Annotated in this window: 23 protein-coding genes; 19 read left to right on the top strand and 4 right to left on the bottom strand. The window is 58.5% G+C overall.

Features of this window, described 5'->3' with window-relative positions; translation table 11 throughout:
* Window positions 1-105: 105 nt before the first annotated feature.
* The 3 genes from LB533_RS15210 to LB533_RS15200 all read left to right on the top strand — a co-directional run bounded on the left by LB533_RS15210 (window position 106) and on the right by LB533_RS15200 (window position 7,086).
* A complete protein-coding gene (locus LB533_RS15210; protein ID WP_224677595.1) occupies window positions 106-1,560 on the top strand; it encodes a caspase domain-containing protein in 1,455 nt (484 codons plus the stop codon).
* Window positions 1,561-2,263: 703 nt separating this feature from the next.
* Window positions 2,264-3,469, top strand: a complete 1,206-nt coding sequence (locus tag LB533_RS15205; RefSeq protein WP_224677594.1) for a TIGR03032 family protein — start codon at window positions 2,264-2,266, stop codon at window positions 3,467-3,469.
* Between the two features lie 5 nt (window positions 3,470-3,474).
* Window positions 3,475-7,086, top strand: a complete 3,612-nt coding sequence (locus LB533_RS15200; RefSeq protein WP_224677592.1) for an autotransporter — start codon at window positions 3,475-3,477, stop codon at window positions 7,084-7,086.
* Between the two features lie 194 nt (window positions 7,087-7,280).
* Here LB533_RS15200 and LB533_RS15195 read toward each other — a convergent pair whose 3' ends face one another.
* From LB533_RS15195 to LB533_RS15180, 3 genes are all read right to left on the bottom strand, one after another.
* A complete protein-coding gene (locus tag LB533_RS15195; protein WP_224677591.1) occupies window positions 7,281-7,763 on the bottom strand; it encodes a hypothetical protein in 483 nt (160 codons plus the stop codon).
* Between the two features lie 306 nt (window positions 7,764-8,069).
* Entirely contained in the window at window positions 8,070-8,255 is a 186-nt protein-coding gene (locus tag LB533_RS15190) for a hypothetical protein (RefSeq protein ID WP_224677590.1), read from the bottom strand.
* Window positions 8,256-8,890: 635 nt separating this feature from the next.
* Complete coding sequence (locus LB533_RS15180) at window positions 8,891-9,487, bottom strand: hypothetical protein (protein ID WP_224677589.1); 597 nt, start codon at window positions 9,485-9,487, stop codon at window positions 8,891-8,893.
* Between the two features lie 586 nt (window positions 9,488-10,073).
* On the opposite strand from LB533_RS15180, the gene LB533_RS15175 reads away from it, so the two are divergent.
* The 11 genes from LB533_RS15175 to LB533_RS15125 all read left to right on the top strand — a co-directional run bounded on the left by LB533_RS15175 (window position 10,074) and on the right by LB533_RS15125 (window position 19,608).
* The gene (locus LB533_RS15175; RefSeq protein WP_224677588.1) at window positions 10,074-10,292 is read left to right on the top strand and encodes a hypothetical protein; all 219 of its coding nucleotides are present in this window, start codon (window positions 10,074-10,076) and stop codon (window positions 10,290-10,292) included.
* A complete protein-coding gene (locus LB533_RS15170) occupies window positions 10,270-11,004 on the top strand; it encodes a reverse transcriptase domain-containing protein (RefSeq protein WP_224677587.1) in 735 nt (244 codons plus the stop codon). Before LB533_RS15175 ends, LB533_RS15170 begins: the two co-directional genes overlap by 23 nt.
* A gap of 222 nt (window positions 11,005-11,226) precedes the next feature.
* Complete coding sequence (locus LB533_RS15165) at window positions 11,227-12,987, top strand: SIR2 family protein (protein WP_224677586.1); 1,761 nt, start codon at window positions 11,227-11,229, stop codon at window positions 12,985-12,987.
* On the top strand, window positions 12,984-14,396 hold the full coding sequence (locus LB533_RS15160) for an argonaute/piwi family protein (protein WP_224677585.1): 1,413 nt from the start codon (window positions 12,984-12,986) through the stop codon (window positions 14,394-14,396). Before LB533_RS15165 ends, LB533_RS15160 begins: the two co-directional genes overlap by 4 nt.
* A gap of 285 nt (window positions 14,397-14,681) precedes the next feature.
* Window positions 14,682-15,674: a hypothetical protein gene (locus LB533_RS15155; RefSeq protein WP_224677584.1), complete on the top strand. Its 993-nt coding sequence runs from the start codon at window positions 14,682-14,684 to the stop codon at window positions 15,672-15,674.
* A 123-nt stretch (window positions 15,675-15,797) separates the two neighbouring features.
* Window positions 15,798-16,472 carry a hypothetical protein gene (locus LB533_RS15150; protein ID WP_224677583.1) on the top strand — a complete coding sequence of 225 codons (675 nt, stop codon included), beginning with the start codon at window positions 15,798-15,800 and terminating at the stop codon, window positions 16,470-16,472.
* A 153-nt stretch (window positions 16,473-16,625) separates the two neighbouring features.
* Window positions 16,626-17,156 (top strand): DUF488 family protein, encoded by a 531-nt coding sequence (locus LB533_RS15145; protein WP_224677582.1) that lies wholly within the window; start codon window positions 16,626-16,628, stop codon window positions 17,154-17,156.
* Window positions 17,080-17,856 (top strand): hypothetical protein, encoded by a 777-nt coding sequence (locus tag LB533_RS15140; RefSeq protein WP_224677581.1) that lies wholly within the window; start codon window positions 17,080-17,082, stop codon window positions 17,854-17,856. Before LB533_RS15145 ends, LB533_RS15140 begins: the two co-directional genes overlap by 77 nt.
* A 33-nt stretch (window positions 17,857-17,889) precedes the next feature.
* Window positions 17,890-18,135, top strand: coding sequence for a hypothetical protein (locus LB533_RS15135; protein ID WP_224677580.1), 246 nt, complete (start codon window positions 17,890-17,892; stop codon window positions 18,133-18,135).
* Window positions 18,128-18,775 (top strand): hypothetical protein, encoded by a 648-nt coding sequence (locus tag LB533_RS15130; protein ID WP_224677579.1) that lies wholly within the window; start codon window positions 18,128-18,130, stop codon window positions 18,773-18,775. The genes LB533_RS15135 and LB533_RS15130 overlap by 8 nt, the downstream gene beginning before the upstream one ends.
* Entirely contained in the window at window positions 18,775-19,608 is an 834-nt protein-coding gene (locus tag LB533_RS15125) for a MarR family transcriptional regulator (protein ID WP_224677578.1), read from the top strand. The genes LB533_RS15130 and LB533_RS15125 overlap by 1 nt, the downstream gene beginning before the upstream one ends.
* Window positions 19,609-19,918: 310 nt before the next feature.
* On the opposite strand, the gene LB533_RS15120 is transcribed toward LB533_RS15125, so the two are convergent.
* Window positions 19,919-20,827: a nucleotidyltransferase and HEPN domain-containing protein gene (locus LB533_RS15120; RefSeq protein ID WP_224677576.1), complete on the bottom strand. Its 909-nt coding sequence runs from the start codon at window positions 20,825-20,827 to the stop codon at window positions 19,919-19,921.
* 307 nt (window positions 20,828-21,134) lie between these two features.
* Here LB533_RS15120 and LB533_RS15115 point away from each other — a divergent pair, with 307 nt between their 5' ends.
* The 5 genes from LB533_RS15115 to LB533_RS15095 all read left to right on the top strand — a co-directional run bounded on the left by LB533_RS15115 (window position 21,135) and on the right by LB533_RS15095 (window position 26,042).
* Window positions 21,135-21,836: a response regulator transcription factor gene (locus tag LB533_RS15115; protein WP_224677575.1), complete on the top strand. Its 702-nt coding sequence runs from the start codon at window positions 21,135-21,137 to the stop codon at window positions 21,834-21,836.
* 264 nt (window positions 21,837-22,100) lie between these two features.
* Entirely contained in the window at window positions 22,101-22,958 is an 858-nt protein-coding gene (locus LB533_RS15110) for a GHMP kinase (RefSeq protein ID WP_224677574.1), read from the top strand.
* A 25-nt stretch (window positions 22,959-22,983) separates the two neighbouring features.
* Window positions 22,984-24,039, top strand: a complete 1,056-nt coding sequence (locus LB533_RS15105; protein ID WP_224677573.1) for a pyridoxal-phosphate dependent enzyme — start codon at window positions 22,984-22,986, stop codon at window positions 24,037-24,039.
* 136 nt (window positions 24,040-24,175) lie between these two features.
* Entirely contained in the window at window positions 24,176-25,468 is a 1,293-nt protein-coding gene (locus tag LB533_RS15100; protein ID WP_224677572.1) for an MFS transporter, read from the top strand.
* Window positions 25,425-26,042, top strand: coding sequence for a GNAT family N-acetyltransferase (locus LB533_RS15095; protein ID WP_224677571.1), 618 nt, complete (start codon window positions 25,425-25,427; stop codon window positions 26,040-26,042). The genes LB533_RS15100 and LB533_RS15095 overlap by 44 nt, the downstream gene beginning before the upstream one ends.
* Window positions 26,043-26,092: the final 50 nt, after the last annotated feature.

Here is a 26,092-nt window from a genome sequence, read left to right as displayed (position 1 = left end):
TCGCCGGCATGGGGCAGGCGCTCAGGCCCAATTGTGGCCTGCGTTGTGGTGCGGTTGGAAGGTTGCTGGACCAAGATTGAGGCAGGCTGGAGCGAGCATGCTGACATGACCCACTGCAACAGACTTCTGTTTCGTGTCCCACTGTTTCTGCTTTTCCTGCTTCTTGGCTCGGCTGGCGCTCGCGCCGCGGTTGAGCAGACCCCCTCGCCGCAGCCGCCCAACCGGTTGGCGATCGTCATCGGCAATTCGAACTATCAAAGCAGCCGACTTGAGCATCTGCCCAATGCTGTGAACGACGCCACAAGGCTATCAGAGAGCTTGAAGCGGCTAAATTTCGAAGTCCTGACGGGCACCGATCTTTCGAGCGAAGGGTTTTCCAAGCTCCTTCGAGAAGCCGATGCAAGGCTGCCTACGGTCAGCGCAGTTTTGATTTTCTACGCCGGTCATGGCGTGCAGTTAAACGGCGAAAACTACCTGCTCCCGGTCGATACGCCCGATCCTGAAAGCCTGGAAAAACTGACCGCCGCCGCCATCAAGCTGAATGATGTGATCGCAAGATTCGGGCGCCGCGACCGCCAGACGTTCATATTCCTGGACGCGTGCCGCAACAATCCGCTCGGCGCCGGGTCCGGCAATGGTCTGGCGCAAGTTGAAGTCGGCGAAAACACGTTCGTTGCCTTTGCCACTCAGCCCGGCAATGTCACGGCCGATGGCGGCGGCGAAAACAGCCCGTTCACCGTTGCTCTGCTGAAGAACCTCGAGATCCCCGGGCTCAGCATTTCGGACATGATGATCCGCGTGCGCAACGAAACCGAAGCGCTGACGGTCGGCCGTCAAGTGCCGTGGGATCAATCGAACCTGCGCGAGCAGTTCTACTTCACGGAGCAACAGGTACTTGATCCAGCACAGTTGAGCGCAAGCCTTTCACGTATCCTGGCAGACCCCACAGCAAAGAAGAGATTGCAGGTCGAACTTGCCTCCAATGACCTGCAAACCGCCGTGCTTATCGTTGGACAGACGTTGCGCTCGGTCGAGATTCCGGCACCGTCAGCCGTCTTGCCGGAGCCGGTTGGCACTCAGGTCGCCAATCTGTCTCCAACCGAAAGAGTTGAAGACGCCCGCCGAAGTGTCGTCTCTGGTCTCGAAACCCTTATCGTGGGGGCATCCGCAGGCGAGCCGGACAAGGACAAGACGGGCGATCTGGCGCGCAATATTCAGACGGAACTTCGTCGCCTGGGTTGCTACCGGATGCAGGTCGATGGGGATTGGGGCAAGGGCTCAGTCCGTGCTCTCACCGACTACTACAGAAATACCAAGCAGGTCGTAACGACGGCAGAGCCAAGCGTCGGACTGCTCGGCGATCTCTTTCTGCGCTCGGGCAGGATTTGCAAGCAGCCGGTCATCGTGAAGCCCAAGCCGGCTAAAGTAGCCTCGGACGCCGTCACCGCGCGTCCCAGTCCCGGGGGCAAGACTGCGAAACGCTCGCAGACCGCCCCGAGACGCCCCGCGCCCCCCCCACCAGACATCAGTGGCGGCATAGGCATTGGTGGTGTGTTTTAGCTGCGGCAACGATGGCGCCAGTCCGTCGGGCCCTGCTGCTCAGCTGAATGGAGGCGCGTTAAACCACAATGCGTCCGCTGTAAGAGCGTACCAATCTGATCTTGCCGGCGCCTGATCAAGGAGTAGCCAAGCGCATAAACGCGCATCTGCGCGAACGCTACGCCCGATGGAGCACTGGCCGTTATTGATCGTTGGCGGGGTCAATGGCTTGCGAATGTCCTGCCACGCAGCCCGCATGGTTTCCCGCTTCGCTAAGGGGCGAAATCACCCACGCGTCAGCATCTTCTCGGACAATTAGCGTGAGGCGGGCAGCTTTTCGGATGCGGAAACAGTCGGCGCAGATGTCTAAACAGGCAATGATCGCTCGATACCGAGAACTAAACAGAAGTCGGATTATATTAAATGCTGTGACCGAGTTCGCGGTCGTGTCCATTTTACCGTCCACGTCTGCCAATGATTGTCAGGCGTTCTGCTGAACTTCGAACTTAGGCCCCGCTGTCACGTCGCTGCTCAAGAATTATTGCCGTTGCCGAAGAGCAACAGGGGGACAGAGTTCCTCGCATCATGATCTCTGTCAGTCCATTTAAGGTTTGCCTTTTGGGTGAAGCTGAGATCATACATTAGCCGGAGATGATGCATTCCTAAATTCCTAGTTAGCTGAGATCATAGATTCCTAATTAGTTGATTTGTGGAGATCGGCACCATGGCTGCGCGCGCAAGCGGGGAAGCTGCGGGCGGGCCCTTCCCGGAAGAGAGCGAACCGGCCGAAGCCTCGCCCGATCTCACCTATTCGATGTCGGCTGGGCTGGTGGCGCGGCTGAAGGCGCTGGATATTGCGCTCGCGGTCACCTCATACCAGTCCGGCCTGTTCTATATCATCGGCCGCAACCCGATGACCGGCGGGCTCAACGTTCACCAGACGCCGATTCTACGGCCGATGGGGCTGGCCTATGCCTCCGACGGGACGCTCATGCTAGCGGCAGGCTTCCATCTCGTGCGCTTTGTCAACGCGCTGGAAGCGCACCAGCGGGCCAATGAGATCTTTGACGCCTGCTACGTGCCGCGCACCGTGCACGTGACCGGGGAACTCGACGCGCATGACGTCGGCATAGGGGCGGCCGGCCAACCGATATTCGTCAATACACGCTTCAACTGCCTTGCTGTCCTGTCAGACCGTTACAGCTTCGCGGAAGTGTGGCGGCCGCCTTTCGTCTCGACGCTGGTAGACGAGGACCGATGCCACCTGAATGGCTTGGCGATGCAGGAGGGCGAACCCGCCTACGTCACGGCTGTCAGCCGTTCCGACACAATCGACGGCTGGCGCGACCGGCGCTCCGACGGTGGCGTCGTGATCGACGTCAGGACCGGCACGATCGTGTGCGAGGGGCTCTCCATGCCGCATTCGCCGCGCCTTCACCGGGGTGCACTGTGGCTGCTCAACTCCGGCACCGGCGAGCTCGGATGCGTGGAGCTGCCGAAGAATGGCGGTACGGGCCGCTTCGACCCAGTCGCGTTCTGCCCGGGCTTCCTGCGTGGGCTGGCATTTTGCGGGAAGTACGCATTCGTAGGACTTTCCAAGCCGCGCTACCGGCGCTTCGAGGGGTTGGCGCTCGACGCCCGCCTTGCGGCAGCCGATTCGGAGCCATGGTGCGGCATCCAGGTCATCGACCTTGAGAAGGGTAACTGCGTCGACTGGTTCCGCATCGACGGCCAGGTGGCCGAGCTCTACGACCTTGCCGTGATCCCCGGCTTCGCCTGCCCGATGGCAGTGAGCCCGGGCTCGGCCAACGCGGCAACCGTCGTCAGCCATGCGCCGGGTGGGGCGCTGCCGCAATTGCCATCGAACGATTCTGTCGCGGCGGCTGTCGTGCCGCCCTCGGCAGCCAACGACCAAGGTATGAGTGGGTGACAATCATGAGGCAGGGTGCGAAACTGCGAAATACGGACGGGCCGGCGCTCAGTCTGCGCCACCGATTTGTGCTCGGTAGCGCGCTCGCGACGAGCGCGTTCTTGGGCGGCTACCGTGGATATGTCCGCCGTGCCTCTGCCGACTGCACGCTTCTCGGCGGTACCTACAGCTGCGGTGGCACGCTCACGGCGGAACAGGCGCTCCCCGACGAACCACAGCCCCTGACCGTGACCACAGTCCCTGGATTCAGCATCGACACCAGACTAACCAGCGAGGGGAGCGGCGGCAACGCCTTCACGCTGACCGGCACAGGTGGCCTGACGTTCACCGACAACTATTCATCCACTATTGTTGGCCAACTTAACGGTATCGAAGCCCGCAACAATGGGGGTGGCGCGTTGTCGATCACGACAACGGGCACAGTGATGGGCACGGCAGGCGCCGGCCTCCTCGCAATCAACAGCTCGGCCGGTACCGATCTGACAATCAAAGCGGCGGAGGTGACAGGTGGGTACGCCGGCATTAGCGCATACAATCTCGGGAGCGGGGAGCTGTATATCGCGGCCACCGGTGCAGTAAAGGGAGCGACATATAGTGGCATTTTCGCTCGCAACTATGGAACCAATGTTACGATAAAGGTCGCGGATGTGAGCGGAGGATCCTCAGGCATCGTCGCCCTTAACAATGGAAGCGGTGCGCTTTCGATCACTGCCACTGGCGCTGTCAGCGGCGAGGGAATGGGCTATGAATCTTGCGAGTGCAGACTTGGGGCAGACGGCATCTACGCCAACAACGATGGCACCAATCTGACGATCAACGCCGTAGACGTGAGCGGTGCATCCTCCGGCATCGTCGCCCTTAACAATGGAAGCGGCGCGCTCTCGGTCACCACCACTGGCGTGGTGAGCGGTGCGGGTGCTGTAGGGTATCCCTTTACCTCTTACGGCAGCGGGGGATACGGCATTGCCGCAATCAACAGGGGAAGCGGCGCCTTGTCGATCAATGCCACCGGTTCAGTGACAGGCACGACAAATATCGGCATTCTTACCGACAACAGTTCCGGTGCAGATCTCACGATCAGCGCTGCGAATGTGAGCGGTGGCATAGATGCCATCCGCGCTCTCAACGGGGGCACAGGCTCACTGTCGATCACCGCCACTGGCATGGTGACAGGCAATGGCGGCGCGGGCATCTACGCGCGCAACGAATCCACCGTCACCAGTTCGACGACCACGGTGACGGTGGGAAGCGGCGCGACAGTAAGCGGAACCACGGTCGGCATCGAGCTTGTGTCGGGCACCGGCCGCGCAGCGAGCGTGAACAACGCCGGTTCAATCGCAGGCGCAACGGGTATTCTCGCAAACACGGCGGCCGCGGTCACGATCTCCAACACAGGCTCGATCACCGGCACTGCCGGCAGCGCGATCGATCTGACGGCGAGCGCCCCCAACACTATCAACCAGATGGGCGGTATGATCAGCGGCAATATCCTGCTTTCGGGAGGCAACCCGGACTTGGTCAGCGTAACGGGCGGCAGGACTACGGGATCGGTGTTTGGTCTTGGTGGTGGCAACACTTTCAATGCGAGCGGCGGTACGATCGATGGCTCGATCTTCGCAGGCAGCCAGAACGACACAGTGATCATTTCGGGCACCGCATACATCCAGGGTAGTGCCGCGATCGGGCCTGATGCAGTCGGACTTGAAGACGGCGACGACACATTCACGATGACCGGCGGTCATCTTGGCAGCGCCGTGAGCGGCGGCAACGGGAACGACACCCTGACCGTCGACGGCGGCATAATCGACTCCTTCGTCGCGGGTAATGATGGCGCCGACCAGATCACCGTCTCGGGCGGCTCGATCGGCGGCGATGTCACAGGGGGCAGCGGTATCGACCAGGTCGCGATGTCAGGCGGTTCAATCGCCGGTGATGTCGAGGCCGAAACGGTCACTCTGACTGGCGGCGCAATCGGTGGCAATATCACCGGTCTGTCCAGTCTCGTCATCAACGACCCGCTTTCGCCAGCGCCAGTCAGCCTGCGCGACGGAGTCGTCTTCAGCGGAACCAACGCCGTTGCCACCATTATCAATACTGACCTCTCTGCGGGCGGCACGAAGACCCAGTTGTTTGAAGGATTTGACAGCGTCACCGTCGACCCCTCGACAATCAAATTCGGCACGGGCATGAACTTTATTAACTTGCTGAATTTGGTGGATGGCTCCACGCTCATCATCGATGGCAACGCCGGTCTGAGCGGTACGGCCAACGTGGTTGGGTCGACCATCACCATGCTCGACGGCGTTGCCGATGACATATTCACGCTTGGCGGTCTTGCGCTCAACAATGCCAAGCTTGGGCTCGATATCAATCAGCAGACGGTCCAGGCGGACAAGATCGTCACCGGCACGTTTTCGGCAACCGGCACCAACACCATCCTCGTCAATCTGCTGGGCACGCCGCAATTCGCCCAGGCGACCGATATCCCGATCATCGTCTTCGCCAGCGGGCCGGTTACCGGGACCTTCAATGTCCTGGGGATTCCCGGCACGCCGGGTTCGCTTTTTACCTATCAACTCGTAACTGGCCCAGGCGGCTTGTTCCTGCGTGCCACACCAGCCAATTTCGGCATTGCCGCGGCGCCCACCAGCGCCACCAATGCCGGCGCGGTCGACGTGGCAATCGACGCTGTCTATGGCATAAACCGCGACGCGCTCGATGCCGACCTTCCTCTCTCGCCCGCAAGCGGCTCTGGAATGGTGCCGGTTTCGTCTAGCTTCGGCGTCTTTGCCTCCGGCCAGTTCGCTCATACTGAGCATGACGGCTACAACATCAGCGGCGGTGGTTTGAATGGCCCCGGCCCGAGCTTCGATGCCAATGATTTTTCGGCCGCCATCAGCCTGGATTTCAATGCCGCCAAACACTTCCAGTTCGACAAGGAGTATGGCCTGAACATCGGCGTTTTCGCCGGCTATGCCTCGACCGACGTCAGCCTCGGTGCGTTCAACGGATTTGATGCCATCGGCGAAGGCACCAACAAGGCCGGCATGTTCGGCGGTTACGCGCTGTTTCGCAAGGACTACAACTACGCGCTAGTCTCCGCCTCCGGCTTCTTCGGCGGAAGCGATGTGACCAACGGCGTGCTCGGCACCACTGGCAGCTATGACACCAGGGGCTACGCGGTCACGGGATCGGTCGGGCATATCTTCACCCTGGGCGAACGCACCCGATTTGACCTGCGTGGCGGACTGCTTGGCGTTTCGTTCCGCGGCGATCCCTATACCGACAGCGGCGGCAACGAGTTCGGCAAGAGCCAGCTCTCCTTTGGCGCGATCAAGTTAGAGCCCGGCATCTATGGCGATTACACGCTTAGCAACGGCATGGTGTTCAGCCCCTATGCGCGAGGCGAATTGCAGCAGCGTTTCGACTACAAGAACACGACCGAAATCGGTACCCGAAAGATCGACTTCGACGATGCGGATTTTTCCATGGCGCTGACGGCGGGGTTCAACCTGAAGATCTCGGAGTTGACCACCGTCAACGGCGAAGTCCGTGGCAAGGCGTCGTCCGACAGTTCCACCATCGGCGCCAAGCTCGGAATAAAGATTGCCTTCTAGCTAGTCGCTCGTGGGCACCAGAGCGGCTTATGTCTCGTGCGGCGACCCGTGCCCGATAGGTGCTACGCTCGGCGATCGAGCACAGCAATGCGACATTTGTTTTTCCTGACGCAAAAGGCTAGCATAAGCAGCCATCAAACCGTGCTGCCGTTTCATCAATGCTTAGAATTTCGGGAACTCTTCTCAAGGTCGGGTCAACCCGTGTGCTGGTTGAGGTTCGTCCCGATTTTGGCGGGGGCCATATTCGACACGGCGCTCAACAGCCGAGTCTCGAAACATGGGAACGTGTCTCGCCGCCGACGACCCTTGACGCGCTTGTTCGAGAACTGCAGCGGCAATTTCCCCACATGAACATACACGTTACTGGCGGAATGCGGACCGTCCGCCGCCAAGCTGAATTGATGGCGGAGCGGCGGCTTTCGAACCGTACGCAGTTCCTGAGTGTATATCGTCAGGCCCAGCACATTCGGGAGATGGACGAATGGGCCGCTCAACATCCTCGCGCTACTCGATCGCAAGCCACCGAGGCGTTCGAACAGATAATACACCGAGCCCGCGCACGCGGGGCTACGGTTAGCAACCATCTGGATGACCGCGCCCGCGATATTTCCATTCCACTTGGAAATCATCGCCAGCAAACCGAAGTGCAGCGCGCGCTGGAAAGTTGGGGCGCGCATGTCGGCCCGGAGCCGGATGCAACCCACGGGCCGCATTGGCACGTCGACTACACGCCACCAATCGGGCGTAGGCCTTGAATGTGCGCTGCGGAAGAGCGGCTCAATGCGCTCGCCGTCGCGTAGCGCAGCTCCTGCTGTCGTTGAGCCGGGAACCATAGCCGAGATTTAGTCGCTCATGGGGCAGTACCGGGACGGACAGCGCGGCGCACAAGCTATTTGCGACCGCGCAGTCCTGGAGCACGTTGCTCGTCCGCGCCGACCGATCCAAAATATAAAGTTCCACCGATCTCGGTCGTCGCAAGAATATCAAATATGATTGACAGGTTTTGAGGGCTCCCTGTCGTAGTCCAAAATGGAAGCGATTCTCCTTAGTTTGATCATCGCGTCATTGATTTTTCGCCAAGATTGGTGCCCCTCTGCCGCGCTCCTGGCGCTCGCCAGCTCACCTCTTACGATCTGCATTATCTCCTGTGCGGCTTCCTTCTTGTCCATACTGCGGCTCCTGCGAGGTAACGAAGGTGGTCTTGGGGCCTACCATGCCACGACCGAGGGCACGTCGGCAAAACTCGAGCCATCGCGCTGGATCGCGTCTGTACCCACTAGAGGGCATCCTCCACTTCACGCCTCGGATACTTTCAGGTGAGGCCAAAAACTCTGCGTGGAGATCGCCTGCTCGTCGCCCACGCCGATCCACCGGCGGCGCTTTTCTCCCGTGCCTTGGCAGCTCTTCTCTTTAAGCCAGATTGATGGCCACGTTGCGGAGCAGCGCGCCGGATTTCAATGCCATCCCGCTGCCGCTCTTGATGAACCGGCGCTACATCTGAACGACCATCCCCAACACCGTCAGGACAATGTGACCCATCTCTCCCCGGTGAGGGTCCAGGACGGTCACGAAGGCTTCCCGCTGTTCGCACTCGTGGATCAAGTTGAGAGCGCCGCGCGTGTCGCGACGGGGCCGGTCCAAACGCGTGGCGACAAGTCACGAGGACGGAGGGAGTCTAAAACGGTTGCTAGTCTACGAAGCCTCGCATTCGTGACGCGAGCATAGCCAATGCGGCTCATAGGTGTCACCTCAAGGTTTAGGCCCGAGGCTACTTTGTCACAAATAGTCAGTGTGAACCCAGCTGTTACATGGGCGCTGCGGTGTCTTGTGACGTCACATCAGGGCATACCCTGCCGTGCCTCAATGCCTTCGTGATATCTCGAACGATGCAAGCCAGTCGATCAAAGTCTAGGCTTGCGGCGTCACTTGCCGAGCTTGCCATGCTTGGATAGCTGCGATCGCAAGTAATTCCTGCTCTGACATTCCAAAGGGTTCTTTCAAGTATTTGCCCCCGTTCCGAGATCGACAAACCCATGTTCGTAATTAGTTCGTGCTCCGCCTCTATGAAGGCGACGGTTTCCCTCCAAATGGGTTTGTAGATGTCGTCCAACTGTTTTTGATGTTCCTCTGCGTCTTGGCTCACCGAGTACGTCGCATTGCGGATTATCCGCACCAATTCGCTCACGCCCTTCATGTCATTGACAGCACGCCCTCCGGGCTGGAGCTCTCGCTGAGCATAGCCCTCATCGACTTTCCCCTCTTTTAGCCATTCCGACATTGCCCCGCTAAGCAGGACCATAATGCGGCGGCGGGCATAGTCAGTGATAGAATCGACGGACCTTAGGTCCTCTTGCAAAGTCATCTCCACGTGGCCTTTGTAGTGGTCGTAGTAGCCGATCATTGTCAATGAGATCCCGTGCGTTTCGAAGCCGGCACGCTTGGCTGATAGCCAATGGCCGAATTCGTGTCGTGCGGCTCTCTCGGCGTCTCGCCTGGTAGCTCCTTGGAAGCGTTGCTGCTTCGGCTCCGTGACATGCGACCGTATGATCGTAGTTTTCAACAGTCGCTCCAAGCTACTCGCTATAAATGGAACAAAAAGGAACTTTCCATTTTCGTGCTATGGGAACCTCGCCAGCGGGCCATTACGAAACCGACACAAATCCTACAGTGACACGCTGAATTGGTAGCACATCGTCGTATTTGCTTCGAGCCGATTCCTAAGAAGGGTATTCCTGTTCCGGGCGCTGTCTCGCTTGCTCGTAAAAATTTGACGCACTACGGATTAGCGCCATTGAATTGCGGAGACATTATCAATATCTCTCGCGTGACTTCGGCGTTAGGCTGCACCCTCGCGCTGGTCCATGTGACTTGGTGGGACCTTCGGGAAGCACCCGGGGACTGGACTTCGAGATACCCTCTCTCAGTTGACAACTCCATCGTGATGATGAGGTTGCAGGTCGGCCGAGGTCTAGCAATGGAGAACGCCGATGAAAAAACATCTGAAGCGCCTTCACCTTGCTGAATCAGTCCTGACGGTCACGCTTCTGCTGCTGCAGAATGCCGAAGCCATCATTGAACTGATCAGCAAGGTGGTCAACTATGCCCGAGACCTTCGAAAACTTCCGGCATTCCTATTGGAAGAACGGAAAACCCATATTCGTTCCGAACGCGTTCAGCTCGGAATTGGGCAAGCGGCTCAAGCGTAAAATCAACGCAAAGTATAGCTTCGACAAGTTCATTTACCATTTCAAGGAGGGCTCTCATGTCGCTGCCCTCCACCGACACAGGAAGAACAAATTCTTCTGCCGGGTCGACATCAGTCGCTTCTTCTACAGCGTCAAACGCAACCGCGTGAAACGCATCCTGAAAAGCATCGGCGTCTCTAAGTCTGAACACTATGCGAAATGGTCAACGGTGAAAAATCCGTTTGAGGGCGGCGGCTACGTCCTGCCCTATGGCTTCGTACAGTCTCCTATCTTGGCAACGCTCGTACTTGCTGAATCTCCCATAGGCGTTTTCCTGCGCGCTTTGCCCGGTAGCATCACGCCGTCCGTCTATATGGATGACCTGTGCCTGTCCGGCTCGGACCAGGCTGAGCTGAAATCCGCGTTCGACGACCTCGTCGCCGCCGTTGCGGAGGCGGGGTTCGTTCTGAACACGGACAAGACGCGAGAACCCGCCGAGCAGATCGACATTTTCAACTGTTCGCTTGGGAACGGCAGCACTGCGGTCCTGCCCGAGCGGATAGCCGAGTTTTATGCCAGCGAAGATTTGGAGCCCGCTGCGATACAGTCGTTCGAGACCTACTGCGATATCGTAAAATCCAAGACCTGGCGCATTGGCGAGTCCAAGCGGCGTCGCAGAAAGGCCTACGAGGCGAGCAAGAAGCAGGTAAAGCCGCCGGTAGCGACCGCCTAGCTTGTGAGGGCTCACTTCCTCCCCAAGTGTGGGTTTCGACGCGCGAAGCCCAGTAGGTGAAAGTGCTGCCGGATATTCTGGCGTTCCTTCAGAAGGAGGCGGAGTTCTTGGTTGTGGATTGCCTGTGTGCTCCATCTGGCCTGCGCGACAGCGCCTATCTTTTCTGTTCTGTTTGTTATTTAGGCGCGCGGCTGGCGAATCGCTCAGCCAGAAAGAGCAGATGTGACCGACCAATATGAGCTCACGAGCATTTTCTGTGCAAAGCCCCAACAATTTGCCTGGTTCATCGGAGCAGGAACATCCGCAGTGGCCGGCCTGCCCACAGCTTGGGACATCATCTGGGACTTGAAGCGACGGCAATATTGCCGGGAAGAGAACCAGGAGATATCCCGACAGGATGTTCAACTAAGAGCGATAAGGACACGCATCCAGAGTTATTTGGAATCGAAAGGCTTTCCGCCTGAAGGCGACCCGACAGAATACACGACGTATTTCGAGAATATCTTCGGAGAGGATAAAGAGCGCCAGCGCCAGTATCTGATGGGCATTCTTTCAGAAGACAAGGTTACGCTTTCCGTTGGCAATCGGGTCCTCGGGGCGCTTCTAGCCACAGGGCGCGCCCGAGCCGTCTTTACGACCAACTTCGATAGCGTCGTTGAACGGGCTGTCGCAGAAGTGAGCGGCAAATCCCTCTCGGCCTATCATCTCGAAGGCGCTGCATCGGCAAACAGCGCCGTCAGCAATGAAGAGTTTCCATTTTACTGCAAGCTGCACGGCGACTTCCGCCACGACAGCATCAAGAACCTGCGCAGCGACCTCGCCTCTCAAAATGACGATTTGTCCAAGGCCCTGCTGAATGCGGCAAATCGCTTTGGTCTCATTGTCTCGGGTTACAGTGGGCGCGATGCGAGCGTTATGTCTCTCCTCCATTCCGCATTGGCGACGCCGAATCCATTTCCTCACGGTCTTTATTGGACGGGCATGAAAAACGCGCCTGTACTGCCGGCTGTCGACCGCTTGCTTGAAGAGGCGGCGCGCGTCGGGGTAAAGGCATCGTTCGTCGAAGTCGATACCTTCGATGCATTGATGTTGCGTCTATGGCGCAACATGGATGGCAAAGAGCCGGAGATGAGCGCGAAGGTTCAAAAGACTCATCGCGCGAGCGTCAACATTCCTTTGCCCGCTGCCGGCGGCGGGCAAATCGTAAGAATGAATGCCCTGCCGATCAGCTTGCCGATGGAATGCCAGGCGGTGGAGTTCAAAGGCCTGAAAGAGTGGCAAGACCTGCGTTCCGCGGCGAGCGCGAATGAAGGCAGGCTGATTTTCACCAAATCTGACACGACATTGTGCTGGGGTGAAGAAGCACTTATCCGCAGTCACTTTCCGGATGTCGTGTCCGTGTCCCCTCACGATATTTCGTCCAAGATTGCCGATCTGAGCAATCACCTCTACCTGAAGCAGTTCCTTGAAGAGGCTGTCTGCCGGGCGCTAGCACGCAGAAGGCCGCTGCTAACCCGAACGAACAAATCGGGCTCGAACTTGATAGCAGATGCGCACAGCGCCGATCAATCGGCACTTGCTCCGCTGCAAAGTGTCGTTGGAAGGACGACCGGGCAGATTGCTGGGCTGTTCACGCTTGTTGACGAGGAGAATTCGGAACTGGAAAAGGTCTTCTGGGCGGAATCCGTTCGTGTTTCGATTCAGACAATAGATGGGAGAAACTGGCTCCTGCTCGACCCGGATATCTGGGTTTGGCCAACCCGAGCCCGCCCGCTAGCCGCAGGCTTTCTCGACAAGCGGCGTGGGGACCGATACAACAAACTCTACAATGACATCCTCGATGGCTGGCTTTCGGTGCTTCTTGGCGACCATGATCGTAAGGCAGCTTTCACCGTCGCCGCTTATGAAGGTGGCACGACCCTCGAAACGCCGGTCTTCATACTTCAGCCGCGAACAGCATACACGCGCAGGCTGGCATCATGACGGCAAATAGCAGTGAGCTCCCAGGATACACGACGATTCCTGAACCGGACCTTATGTTCGCGCAGGGCGGGCTCGACAAACACCCGCTGCGGGGACTGATTGACCACGGGCCATACGGCTTGAAATACGGCACCCCAACGTCGGTCCGCTTCGCCTTGCTCGCGCCGGGCGGGAAGGTGGGCCAGTTGCGCGGGCTTGTAGCAGAGCTGGGTAATGGCGCGAAGACACGCGAGGTGCCCGCATATTACCCCGACTATCCCGGATTTGAGAAAGTCTTCCGGGTTCCGATTGCGCCTGTGGATGACGATCTAGTCTTCGCATTCTCGGATGAGCTCGACGCTCACGCTCAAAGGCAGGACAAGCGTGCTCTTGCGCGCAGCCTCTTCCAATGCATCGCGCAGCTTCGTCCCGTCCGCTCGCGCTTTGACGTTGCGCTGATCTACCTTCCGCCGTCCTGGGCTGCATGCTTCGAGGATGAGGGTTTTGATTTCCATGACTATCTGAAGGCGTTTTGCGCGCCCTCTAGCATCCCGGTTCAGATTCTGCGGCAGGCAAGTTTTGACCGCACCTGCCGGTCAAACGTGATGTGGGGTCTAAGCGTCGCCATCTACTCCAAGGCAGGTGGGGTACCATGGAAACTCACGGGGTTGAACCCGGATGAGGCATTCATTGGCATTAGTTACGCCCTTAAGCGGCTCGCTTCCGGCACGGAATATAGCACCTGCTGCAGTCAAGTGTTTGACCCCGATGGCACAGGGTTCCAGTTTGTCGCCTACGATGCTCGCGAGTTTACGCAGGACAGAAGCAAGAATCCATATCTGTCCTACTACGAGATGCAGTCAGTGCTCTCGCGAAGCCTTGAAATCTATCAGCGCGGCTATTTTGGCAGGTTGCCGAAGAAGATCACCATTCACAAAAACACGGAGTTTAAGGAAGAGGAGATTCTCGGGGCCCTCGACAGCTTTCGCGACGGCACCGAGGTTGAGCTTGTCCAGATCGTCAAGGGCGTAAGTTGGAAGGGCATCAGATTTAACACTGCTAGGCCCCCACTGCCGTTCGGATACCCGGTCAGCCGAGGAACGTACATTCCCGTCGAGAAAGACGAGGCTCTTCTATGGACGCAGGGCAGCGTGCGCGGCGTGAACCTTAAAAATTCCGCGTACGACATTTACAAGGAGGGTGCGCTGAAGCCCACCCCGTCCCCTGTCCTTGTCCGCAGATTTGCTGGCAGTGGAGGATGGCACGATACGTGTGCCGGTATCATTGGCCTTACAAAGATGGACTGGAACAACAACACGCTTTACAAAAAGCTCCCGGTCACCCTCGTGTACTCGAAGACCTTCGCGGACATCATCCAACAGAACCCGCAAATCGTAGATAACGTGTACGATTTCCGCAGCTTCATGTAGCCGTGCTAACGCTTCGACATCCGATTAAAAGCATTCCAAAAGAACCCGTTCCAAATGGCCAGACAACAAGGAATTCCAATATTTGTGCCGGTGAGTGGCGGACCGAGCAAACGGGTTCACCCGCTAGGCCTGGGAAGCGGCCAAGACGCCGTAATCGAGGCAGAAATTCAGGCCCTGATACACTCGCATCCTGACGTTCTTCCAATCGCAGAAATTGACCCAGTGTTTGTCGGAGCGATTCCGATCTGCAGAGAGCTAGTAACCTCGGCTGGACCGATCGACAATATGCTGATGACTGCCTCGGGGCTGCCCGTCATCGTGGAATGCAAACTTTGGCGCAATCCAGAGGGCAGGCGTGAGGTGGTTGGCCAAATCCTCGACTACGCGAAAGAAATAACGCGCTGGTCATCGTCCGATCTGCAGCGAGAGGTTAGGCGGAACCTAAAGCGAGATGGCAACCCCCTTTTAGACCTGCTGAGGCAGGCCAAAAGCGACATCGACGAAATCGAATTCAACGATGCTCTCACAAAAAATCTCAGACTGGGGCGGTTCCTACTTCTGATCGTTGGAGACGGGATAAGAGAGGGCGTGGAGGCGATCACAGAATATCTGCTAGCTCATGCCGGGCTTCATTTCTCGATGGGCTTGGTCGAACTTCCAATCTATGTTTTGCCCGACGGTAGCAGGCTGGTAGTTCCTCGCATCCTGGCTCGCACCGAAGTGATAACTCGCGAGGTCTTGGCAATCCCAGAAGGCTATCATGTCGCTGAATCATCCGGCGGATCGTCCGATGAAGAGGTCGACGCCGCCGTTTCCATACTCGGTGATGCCCGCCAACGTTTTTGGGCTGAATTCCTCTCTGATTTTCATTTGGATGATCCGGAGCAGTCAATTCCTAAGCCCGGTCGTGCTGGGCATCTTTCGTTTATGTTCCCCGCCCCGAACGGAAGCAGCTGGCTGACCGCCTACCGCGATGCTCATAAAAACGAAGTGGGAGTATTCCTGTCGTCATCGCGAAACAGCGCCGGTGAATATGCAATGAAAGTCGTGACAGATCAGTGGGACGAAATAAAACCGGAATTGGGGAAAACTGCGCGTATCGTTGAAAGGGACGGACGACCAACGATCCGCGATTCTCTTACGCCCGGCTCTCTCGATCAACCAGATGTGCGCAAGAGAGCGTTTGAGTGGTTGGCAGACCGTGTAAACACGTTCGTGAATGTGTTGCGACCGAGGATTAGATCGGCGGTTCTAGATTTTCGAACAAAGGAACAGTAGCCACAGGTAGCAAATCGTCAGCCACCTGGATCGGCGATGTCAGGGGTGATGGGCACGAACTCGCTTCATCAGGGGCAAAGGTCTTTACCTTCGCGCAACGACGTATGGCTGGGAGATGCTGCTATGGGCAAGGTGAAAGAGCTCTACTTAGAGGCGATTCAGGAGGAAATGGAAGCAGCAGGTATCAGCGATTACGATGAGTACCAGTACCTCCACTTCCTCAAGTCATACGTGCCCCACGAACCATATGCGAGATACAACAATTCAATTGAGAGGCTGGACGAGATAGCGGAAAACTCGCGCCACCTAGCCGACTATCCGATGTTTCACCGGATGATGTTGGTACAGCACGTCGCCATCCTAGAAGCTTACCTGGCCGACCGCCTGATCACGCTTGTTACCAGCAAGCCACATCTGCCGCAGGCACTGGTACTCAACCACCCTACGCTCAAAACTCAAAAGTACCCGCTGGAAGCCTTCGTAGGAAATCCGAATCTGGTGGCAGATAAGATCACAACCCATCTGAAAAGCGTTCTTTATCACGAACTCGAACTGGTCGCCGACCTCTACAAGGCGGCGCTGGGGTTCGACATGCTCGCTGATCAGTCGTCGAGCGCAATCCTGAAACAGTGCATGATCGACCGGCACCACTGCGTCCATCGAGACGGTAAGGATAACTTGGGCCGCATCCTTTCGGAGATAAACTCCGAGTACATTGTCCGGATGCGGGACAGTTCGGTGGAACTGGTGAGCCATATTGAAGAGCAGTGCGACCCGTGGACGGGGCCGCCCATCTGACGACCGTGACTCCGTTAAAGCCAGGTGGATTGCTGTTCACGCCTTGAGCTGCCGGAGAGACCATGAAACAATCTGTGACGCACGATCACTGCCCTGACAGGTCGACGCAAGCTCCGGATGCAAGTATGCGTTCATGGAACTAGGGAAGTCATGATGAGCGTCGTCTACACGATCGGATACGAGGGCACAGACATTGACCGTTTCGTCTCAACCCTCAAGGCCGTCGGCGTGAAGTGTGTTGCGGACGTTCGCGCAGTTGCCCTGTCTCGCAAAAAGGGTTTTTCCAAGAAGGCTCTCTCGTCCCGCCTAGAAGAAGCGGGCATCGAATACATGCACTTCATCGATCTCGGCGATCCAAAGCCGGGGAGGGACGCAGCTCGCGCAGGACTCTTCAATAAATTCCGTGCTATCTATTCGGCACACCTTGATACCGACGACGCACAGTCGTCCCTCAAGGAGCTGGTGGACGTGGCGGGGGAAAAGCCGACGTGCCTACTGTGCTTCGAACGCGATCCGGTGACCTGCCACAGGTCAATCGTCGTGGAGGCAATGACGGTGTCGGACGATTTCAAGGTCATGAATCTCTACGGAGACGACCCTGAACGCTATGTCCGTAACGCCTCAAGCGTGCCGCGTCACAATCCTCGTAAAGGCGCTGCCGCAGCCCAGCAAACGCTACGGTGAGACTGTCTGCTGCGCCGGGGTAACTTCCGACGGACACTGGAAACGTCTCTATCCCATTCGGTTTCGACATCTCGCCGGAAACAGCAGCTTCAAACGCTGGGATCAAGTCGAATTCCGGCACTCCACGCCTAGTCAAGACAAGCGCGAGGAGAGCTGCCACGTCCACGAAGATTCCATCAAGGTCGTTGGCAGCCTTCCAGAAAAGGAGCGGTCGCGGACGTTCGACCCTCTGATACTTCCGTCCGTCGCTGAGGCCGCGCGCCGAGGCCGCTCTCTCGCGCTGATTAGGCCAATCCGGCCGCGGTTCTTCTGGAAGCGAAAATCCGCTGCCGAACTCGCCGAAGAGCGCGAGGCATACGCCAAGGCTGCCCGGCAGGGCTCACTTCTCGACAAGGAGCTGGAGACGCTTGAGCCGTCCCCCTTCGAATTTAAGTTCAAGTTCAGGGACCAAGAGGCGGAACACACCTACGCAAACGGCGACTGGGAGGCCCATGCGATGTTCTACAACGGCCGTCGGAAAAAGTCGGAGGCGGAAGTACTCCAATGGATGGATGAAACGTTCAACGTCAAATATCCCGCCAAAGGCATGGCATTCGCCGTGGGAAACCAAGCCAAACGGCCACAGGTATGGCAGCTGCTGGGCGTGATCCGGCTCGACGAACTCACTGAATTCGAGAAGGCTCAGCAGCGGCTGTTCTAAAATCCACCTGGACGCACATTCAAGAGGGACAACGTGAGCAAGATCAAATGGGCGACGATCATTCCCGTGGGGGTGTTCTGTCTCGCGCTGTGGCTCCTGCAGTCGGCGCTTGCCACCCTTTACGCCGCGTTCGAGCCGACATGCTTAGGAAGCTGCGGGAACAAGATCGCAGCCGCTTACCAGATGCTCTCGCTGTCGACGGTGGTCACCTCAGTGGCGGTGGCGTGGGCATCATATCGCTACAACACCGCCCTCTACAAAGGTGATAAGCGTGGCTGATCCGAACGTCTGGGTGACGCTTCTTACGGTTGGAGCCACCGCGTTTGGTACGCTTGCCGTGACTTATTTCGGCAGCTGGCTTGCGCTCGGGAGAGAGACAAAACTCAAGAAGGAGGACCGCGACAGGCATGCCGCATACCTTGCCGTTCGTATCGTCGCGGTGTTGGATCCTTTCGTGTATGCATGCTGCGACGTCGTCGCCGACAAGGGTTCGTCGGACGCAGAGGGCTACCGCCACTCCGACGTGAACGCGCCAGAACTGGCATTCCCTGCTGACGTTAACTGGAAAAGCATCGACAGTGGCCTGATGTACCGCATCCTGACGTTACCTAATGAAATCGCGTCAGCACGGCAGTCGATGGGTTTCGTCGGGCAGCACATCGCGTGCCCTCCCGACTACGAGGAATGGTACGAGGAACGCGCCTTCCAATTCGGAACGCTCGGCATCGCTGCCCTCGACCTTGCGACGGAACTCCGGGGCAAGTTCGGCATACCGATGCGCGACTACAGCCGATACGATCCGAGGCCTGTCCTCGAACGAGCCTTCGCCGAGCGTGAAAAGATGCTGAAGCAAAGCGCAGCCAACACCAAGAGGATTATCGCGGCGGCCCGGAAAAAGAAGGCCAAAGGTTCGGCCTGATGGACAACCGAGCGCGCATCGCCAACTTTATCATGCGTTTCCCGGGAAGGGACGACGATCAGATCTCGACGGCCCTCAAGATCACTCCGCGCCAAACTGTGAATCAGATTTGCCGCGAGTTGGCTAACGCAGGGGTGGTGGAGAGACGTCCGAATGCGAGCGGCAAACTAGCAAACTATCCCTCGGGAATTCAGGGCGATCCACTTCCTTCAGGGCAAGCCAAGGAGCAAATGCAGTCCAACGGCGCTGTTGACGCCACCGCGGAGTGGTTTTGGGAAGGCAATGTCGCCAATGCTGTTGCGAGTTATCTGCTCCAGCAAGGCTGGTCGATCATCTCCCTAGCTGACACCGGCAAAAAAGAGCGAGGTTTGGACATTCATGCCGTCCGTCTCAAAAGAGAGATCATGATTGAGGTCAAGGGTTACCCTTCTCGTGGCTACCGCGATCCGAATCGGAGCAGCGAAACGAAGCCGACGAATCCTTCGCTGCAGGCACAGCATTGGTTTGCTCATGCCCTGTTGAAGGCGCTGCGGATGCAGTCGGCTCATCCGACAGCACAGGTTGCAATCGCGCTGCCCGACTTCCCGCGATATCGGTCTCTGTTCAACGAAACAGCCTCAGCTCTTCAGCGGCTAGGAGTCGCCACGTTCTTCGTTGCTGGGCTTAGTGGAGCCTGTAGGTCTCTAACCCTTTCGGGCGAGATCATTGCTCAGCCGCGCTACGTTCGCGAAGCCCATTATAGCCCGCAATCGAGATGCGCAAGTCCGACGCGGTCCAGAGACGTCCAGCAGAAAATGTGGGGTAAAGCGTGGGGTAACATCCCTAACCGTTGATATTGTCGAGCGCTTTCAATATGTTATCGAAGCAGCTGGCGGAGAGAGCGGGATTCGAACCACCGACCTCTGCCTTCGGAGCAATTTAGAGTTCGGATCATCTGAAATCGCGATTGATTGCGATGCTTCAGGAGAGCCTTCTCTGTCTGACGAGCCATTCTTTGGAGCAGAGGCGACCTCTTCGAACGGCCGCTTCCAGGCTGCTCACTCAATGCATCGAACGGCTGAGAGGAGGCACTAAGCGGACTGTCGATTCAGCAAACTTCTCGGACGCCTTTTGGGATCGCCGTAGGAGTTTATAAAATAATTGTTAGCCGCCTGCTGCTTCCCTCATTCTTGCTAAATATTCCAGGCAAATCTCTTCGGCGCATTTGTGGAGTTCTGCCGTGCGCCCACCTAGCCAGACGAGAGCCTCATCACTGATAGCGTAGTATTTAGAGTAGCGGGCCTTCACATATGCCTCGTTTAAAGTGTTGAACCAAGCGCGATGACGCTGCTGTTCTCGGGGCCACACCTCTGCTAACCGTCGATCCTGATCCTCGGCGAGTCCTCTGAGAAAACTCAGTTTGTGGGAAGGTGGGCTGTAGTTAGTGAGTACCAGGAGCAATGTTGCGTAGGCATGCTCTATCGCCTGGTGCAGCTCGAACGCAGAATGGTTGTAATCGCCCTCGGTCAGATAGAACTGAGCCCCCTTAGCAAACACTTTGGCCCCAGCAAAGCGGGATTCAAAATGTTCTTTGGCCGTCTCATACACCGCTTCCGGCGTAAGCGGCTTGGGTTCGGCCAGTGGCTCTTCATCGAGTTCGTAGAGGACAATGCCATCGCGGCGAATGTCGGTGAAAAAGTACTGCCCCTGGCGCAACGCCGTGTTCACGAAGCGGCGGCTGTGCACGATGAAGCTGGTCGGTGTCTTGATGGCGCGGTCGCGTTCCAGCCGATCCTTGGCCTTGTACCAGTAGGCGAAGTCGGACAGCTTGTTGTTGTTGACGACCACCAACAGATCGAAATCACTGCGATATCCCTTCATCGTCAGCGGCTCGTCCACCCAGTCGCCGCGGGCATAGGAGCCGAACAGGATAATCTTCAGGATACGGCCGCTCTTCTTCCAGTCCGCGCTGCTTTCGGCCAGCGCGTCCTCGAACTCGGCATGCAGGATTTCGACCACGCGGGCCAGCTCTTCCTGCTTGTGCTCCGGTAAATGATTGATGCTGGTCTTCATCCTGGCCGGTTCGAGGGTTGTGAACTTGGGGGCTAGAAGCGTGCTTGAAGCAGGCTTCAACATAGGGAGGAGGCTGTCGGGGCGCCGGCTGGGTCAGATTCTAGCATGAGTAGATTCGCTCCACAAATTCATATGGTCGCGCAGAAAAGCCGGCGCAAGACACTTCGCTGGCAGAGGCTGACGTGATCCGAGCATTCACCGCGGCTTTGTTGTCATCCCTGACCCGATCTGCCATTCTTGATTGCGTCGCGACGGAACCGATCCGCGCAACCGACCTGGAACGCAGCCAAAACTCTGAGCTGCCCGTATGAAGCCATTGATCGCGATCTGCTCGCAGGATGCGGATTTCTATCTGCTCCTCAGCCACATCCTGGAGGTCGACGGTTTTGCCTGCACCTTGGCCTCCTCCATCGAGGACGTGCTGTCCCTTGCCTCCGAAAGGCCGCTCCAGGCGGTGTTGCTGGATTGTCGGGTCGGCAATCATCTGGCGGCACAGAGTGCCCGGATCAAGCAGCACGCTCCCGCGGGCGCCCTCTCCTGTGTGGCGTTGGTCCACGCCAGCGCGGAGGCGCAGCACATCCAGCTCTTGCAGTCCGGCGTCGACGAGTGCTTTATCCGGCCCTTCGCGCCGGCCAAGCTGCTCCAGTACCTGCGCTCGCGCCTCGCCATCGGCCAGGGGCTGGGATCAGCGCCCGAGGGCGCCAAACCGCTCATATACTGCGATGTTGAAATGCGGCTCGACACGCATCGCGTTCGCTGCGCCGGCAAGGCGATCGCGCTCGGACCGATCGAGTTCAAGTTGCTGCGCCACATGCTGGAGAACCCGGAGAAGGTGCTCAGCCGCGACGAGCTGATTGGCGTTGCCTGGGCCAGCAGCCGCGGCGTTAGCGCGCGCACGGTCGATGTCCACATCAGTCAGCTGCGAAAGCTGCTCAGCCAGTGCTCGCGCGCCGCCGCGATCCGTACCGTCAGGCTCGCCGGATACGCGCTGGCGCGCACGCCATCCTGATCATCCCTCCAGTTCCGTTCCAAGTGTCGCCGGTGACGACCGCTCCCTCATGCAGATCTTTTGGGATTGACGCCTTTGCACCTATGTATAACGTCAGCCAATAATAGATTAAAGCGGGCGCGATGTATATAGCACAAAAGATTGTTATGTTTACCCTTGCGCCATGCACCCCCCTCCTGACAGCATACGCTTTGAATTACATCAGTATCAACTAATACGTTGTTTCGCGAGGGAATGTTCATGCCAGCGAGGGCGGGATGTGGCGTGGCCATCGGCCACCATGGCGAGCTGGTCCAAGGCCTGTTCGAAGACGACGGCGCCCGCCTGCGGCGCGCGCTGGTCTCCCTGCCCTGCCGTCAGCTGAAATCCAGGGCCCGCTTCAACACAAGCGACAGCGATCACGTCGATGTCCTGCCGGGCTCATGCGAGAAGGCAAGGCGCGCCGCCGAATTGACGATCGCACGGTTCGCTCGCCCCGGAACTGGCGGCGAGCTCGTCATAGACAGCAACATCCCCGTCGGCCGCGGCATGGGATCGTCAACGGCTGACGTCCTGGCGAGCATCCAGGCGGTGCTGGATTGCATGCAGATCGAGGCGGCGTCGGACGAAGTCATGCGCATCGCAGTCAGCGCGGAAACGGCCTGCGACTCCACCCTGTTCAAACGGCTGGCCGTGCTGTTTGCGCATCGTGAAGGAATCGTCATGGAAGCGTTCCGCCGGCCGCTGCCGCCCATCGATCTGATCAGCATCGATACGACGCCGGAGGTGACGGTCGATACGCTCGCCTACGAGCCGGCGCGCTATGATGCCCTGGAGATCGAGACCTTTCGGCCGCTGCGCAGCCTGCTGCGGTCGGCCATCAGGCACGCTGACGCGCGCATGCTTGGCAGGGTTGCGACCGCAAGCACGCGGATCAACGAGCGCTTCTTGCCAAAGCCAGGGCTGGACGAGATCGAAACCATAGGCGGCCGGTTCAATGCCATAGGCGTCCAGGTCGCCCATAGCGGCACTGTCGTCGGGTTGATGTTCGATGCACTCGATCCGAACGCGCCCATGAACATCGACGGCGCGACAGATGCGTTACGATCCTCCGGTTTCGAACCGGCAATCTTCCGCCACTGATGCCCGGGCGTGAAGGAGCAAATTGATGTCGATCCATACGCTGATGCGCAAACTGGAGGATTTCGAGGGGCCGCGCCTCGTTCCGATTAGCGCAAATCTCTTTGGCGCGAGTTTCTTTCTCATGAAGCTGCTGCCAGCCCGGTTCATGCTCGAACGGGCCGTGGATCAGGGGCTTTTGAGACCGGGAGCGACAATCTGCGAATCTTCGTCGGGAACCTTTGGCCTGGCCCTGGCCATGCTGGCGGTTCAGCAGGGCTACCGGCTGATCCTGGTCAGCGACTGGGCGCTCGATCGCCATCTCCATCAACGTCTCGTCGAACTGGGCGCCGAGGTGACGATTGTGGATAGTCCGGCGCCCTGCGGCGGGCTGCAGCAGTCGCGGCTCGATCGCCTGCATGTGTATCTGCGCGACATTAGGGGCAGCTATTGGCCTTCGCAGTACTACAATCGCGACAACTCCCTCTCCTACGGCAAGGTTGCCGAACAGTTGATAGACCGGGTCGGAAAGCTGGACTGTCTGGTTGGTCCGGTCGGATCGGGTGGTTCCATGAGTGGGACATCCCGCTACCTGAGGACGCTGTTTCCCGACCTGCACGCCATCGGCGTCGACACGCCGGGCAGCGTGCTGTTCGGCCAGCCCAGTGGCAAGCTCAATCTCAGTGGCCTTGGCGGCAACATCCTTCCCGGCAATGTCGATCACAGCCAGTTTGACGAGGTGCACTGGCTCACCCCGGCAGAGGTCTTTCACGCGACCCATCAGCTGCATCGTGAACATGGGCTTTTCATGGGGCCGACCAGCGGCGCGGCCTACAGGGTCGCCGAGTGGTGGTCGCGCAACAACCCCGACAAGATGGTGGTGGTGATGTTCCCCGACGAGGGACACCGGTATGTCGAAACCGTCTACGACCAGCAATGGCTGGAGACCATTGCCGGTTGGCCGGGCCTATCCCCAGCCAGTCCCGTCACGGTGGGTGCACCAACCGAGCTGATGTCGGCATGGTCGCGCTTTGCGTGGAGACGCAGGACGCTGGACGAGGTACTTGCCCAGTCCCCGCGACCGGCACGACTAGCGGGAGCCTAGCGCACACTTTGTAAACGGTCTCGCAAGCCCGCAGATCGATCGGGCAAGTGGCTAGTTCAGGCGCGTGACGGGCGTGTGCACGCAACCGTTAGTGAACATGGGCGGCGGACCGTTCAGGCGATCAAGGAGCTGCGCCATGAAATTTCCTAGTCAGGCACCAAAATCTCTTTATCCCAGGGTGCTGTGCCGGACCCAGTCCACCCTGCCGATCTACGCCATGCTTCTCGCCATGCAGTGCGCACGCAGCATGTACATTGTCCTGGTCTCCTGGCTCGCGCTGCAGATCACCGGCGAAATCGCTTCGGTCGGGAGGGTCTTGATCTGCTGGCAATTGCTGGCTTTCACGGTGGGACCGTTGCTCGGGCCGCTGATCGACCGCTCGCGCCGGCGCAGAGTGTTCGTGATTGGCGAGACTGTCCATGGCGCCGGTGTGGGCCTGCTAGCCTTGGTCACCTGGACCTATTCTCCTCAACACACGCCGATCTCCCTCCTTTACGCCACCGCCTGCTTCATCTCTGTCGGTTCACTGCTCTCCTATCCCAGCAGCCAGGGGCTGATACAGCTGGCCGGCGCACGGGCGCTGATGCGCGTCGTGTCCACCGGCATTTTCTCCAGCCAGATCGGCAACATTGTCGGCGCGGCAATTGCTGGGCTCTGCCTCGGGCTTGTCGGCGTGACCGGCGGCCTGACCGTTTGCGCGGCCTCGTCCATTCTGGCTGCCGTGTTCGCCAGCCTTCTCGATGACAAGGATGCCACTGGCACGATGCATCCCGGTCTGCACGCGCCGGACTTGATCGCAGGTCTTCGCGAGACCGTGGCAAGTCCTCGTCTGAGATTGGCGGGCGTTGCCCTGTTGCTGGTCTACGCATCGGCGCATGCCTCTAACGCGCTTCTGGCCGGCTTCGCACGCTATGAGCTGAAGCTTCCCTCCAGCCACTATGGATGGCTTGCCGCTATGTATTCAGGCGGTGGTTTGATCGGAAGCCTAAGCCTCGCCTGGCTTTCCGGCATGGCGAGGGAAAGGCTCCTCATTGGTACGGGAACCCTACTGCTCGCCGGCGCCACCGCTGTCTTCTCGACCTCCCGAACCCTGGCCGCGGCTGTGCTTTGGCAGGGTCTCATCGGCCTGTCCTTCATGATGGTTCGTGCCGGCAGCGACGTGACGATACTCAAGGCCACGCCAAGCGGGATGGTTGGCCGCGTCCGCAGCAATATCGACGCCGCGATCGGACTTGTGGCAGTCCTAATTTATCTTCTGCCCAGTCTTATGCCGAGTGTTCCTGCTCGCCACATCTTCCTCGGTCTTGCCGGCCTGTTTGCCTGCGCCAGCTGCGGGATTGTTTGGATGCAATGGCGCCAATCTCGAGCTGAGCACGCGCTCAGTCATGCTGTGGATGCAGCCCACCCCTCCGCTGGCCCGGCTATCTGAAAAAAAGAAGCCTATGCCGACACAATCGAAATCCGCCGAGGCAGCATTTGCGAACTCGCCGCCGATCAGGTCCCGCCTGAGCGGCGTCAGCCTGCGCCGCGTAGGGGTCTGCGATCGGGTCGCCATCAAGAAGCTGGTACTCGACCCCGAACAGGAACAGTTCGCTGGATCGGTAGACGTCGTTTTCGACCAGCTGCAAAACAGCCGCCATCCAGAGCTCGAACACCCCTTTGCAATTGTCGCCTCCGGGAAGACGGTCGGCTTCTTCATCCTGCGCGAGAAGCAGGCATTGCCGCCGTGGGCGCCGGCAGATGCAGTCACCTTGCACAGTTTCCGCATCTGCCGCGCTTTGCAGGGCAAGGGCTATGGCCGGGCCGGCGTGGATCTCGCGACCTCCTGGCTGCGGCGGCAGCGCCCCGACGTGAGACAGCTGATGCTTGCGGTCAACGGCCGCAACGCGGCGGCGAAGTCGGTGTATCTCAAAGCGGATTTCAGCGACACCGGAGAGATCTTCCATGGCCCGATCGGCGATCAAAACATCCTCACCGCGCACATCCGGCGCGACCTCGGCTGAGGCAATTTTGCAAAGCGCGGTCTTTTCATTCCAATCGCTAAGGTATACTA

It is taken from the genome of Mesorhizobium sp. BR1-1-13 (assembly GCF_020165515.1).
GTDB lineage: Bacteria > Pseudomonadota > Alphaproteobacteria > Rhizobiales > Rhizobiaceae > Mesorhizobium.
Note: the sequence above shows the minus strand (reverse complement) of the source record. Positions and strands in the feature narration are given on the sequence as shown.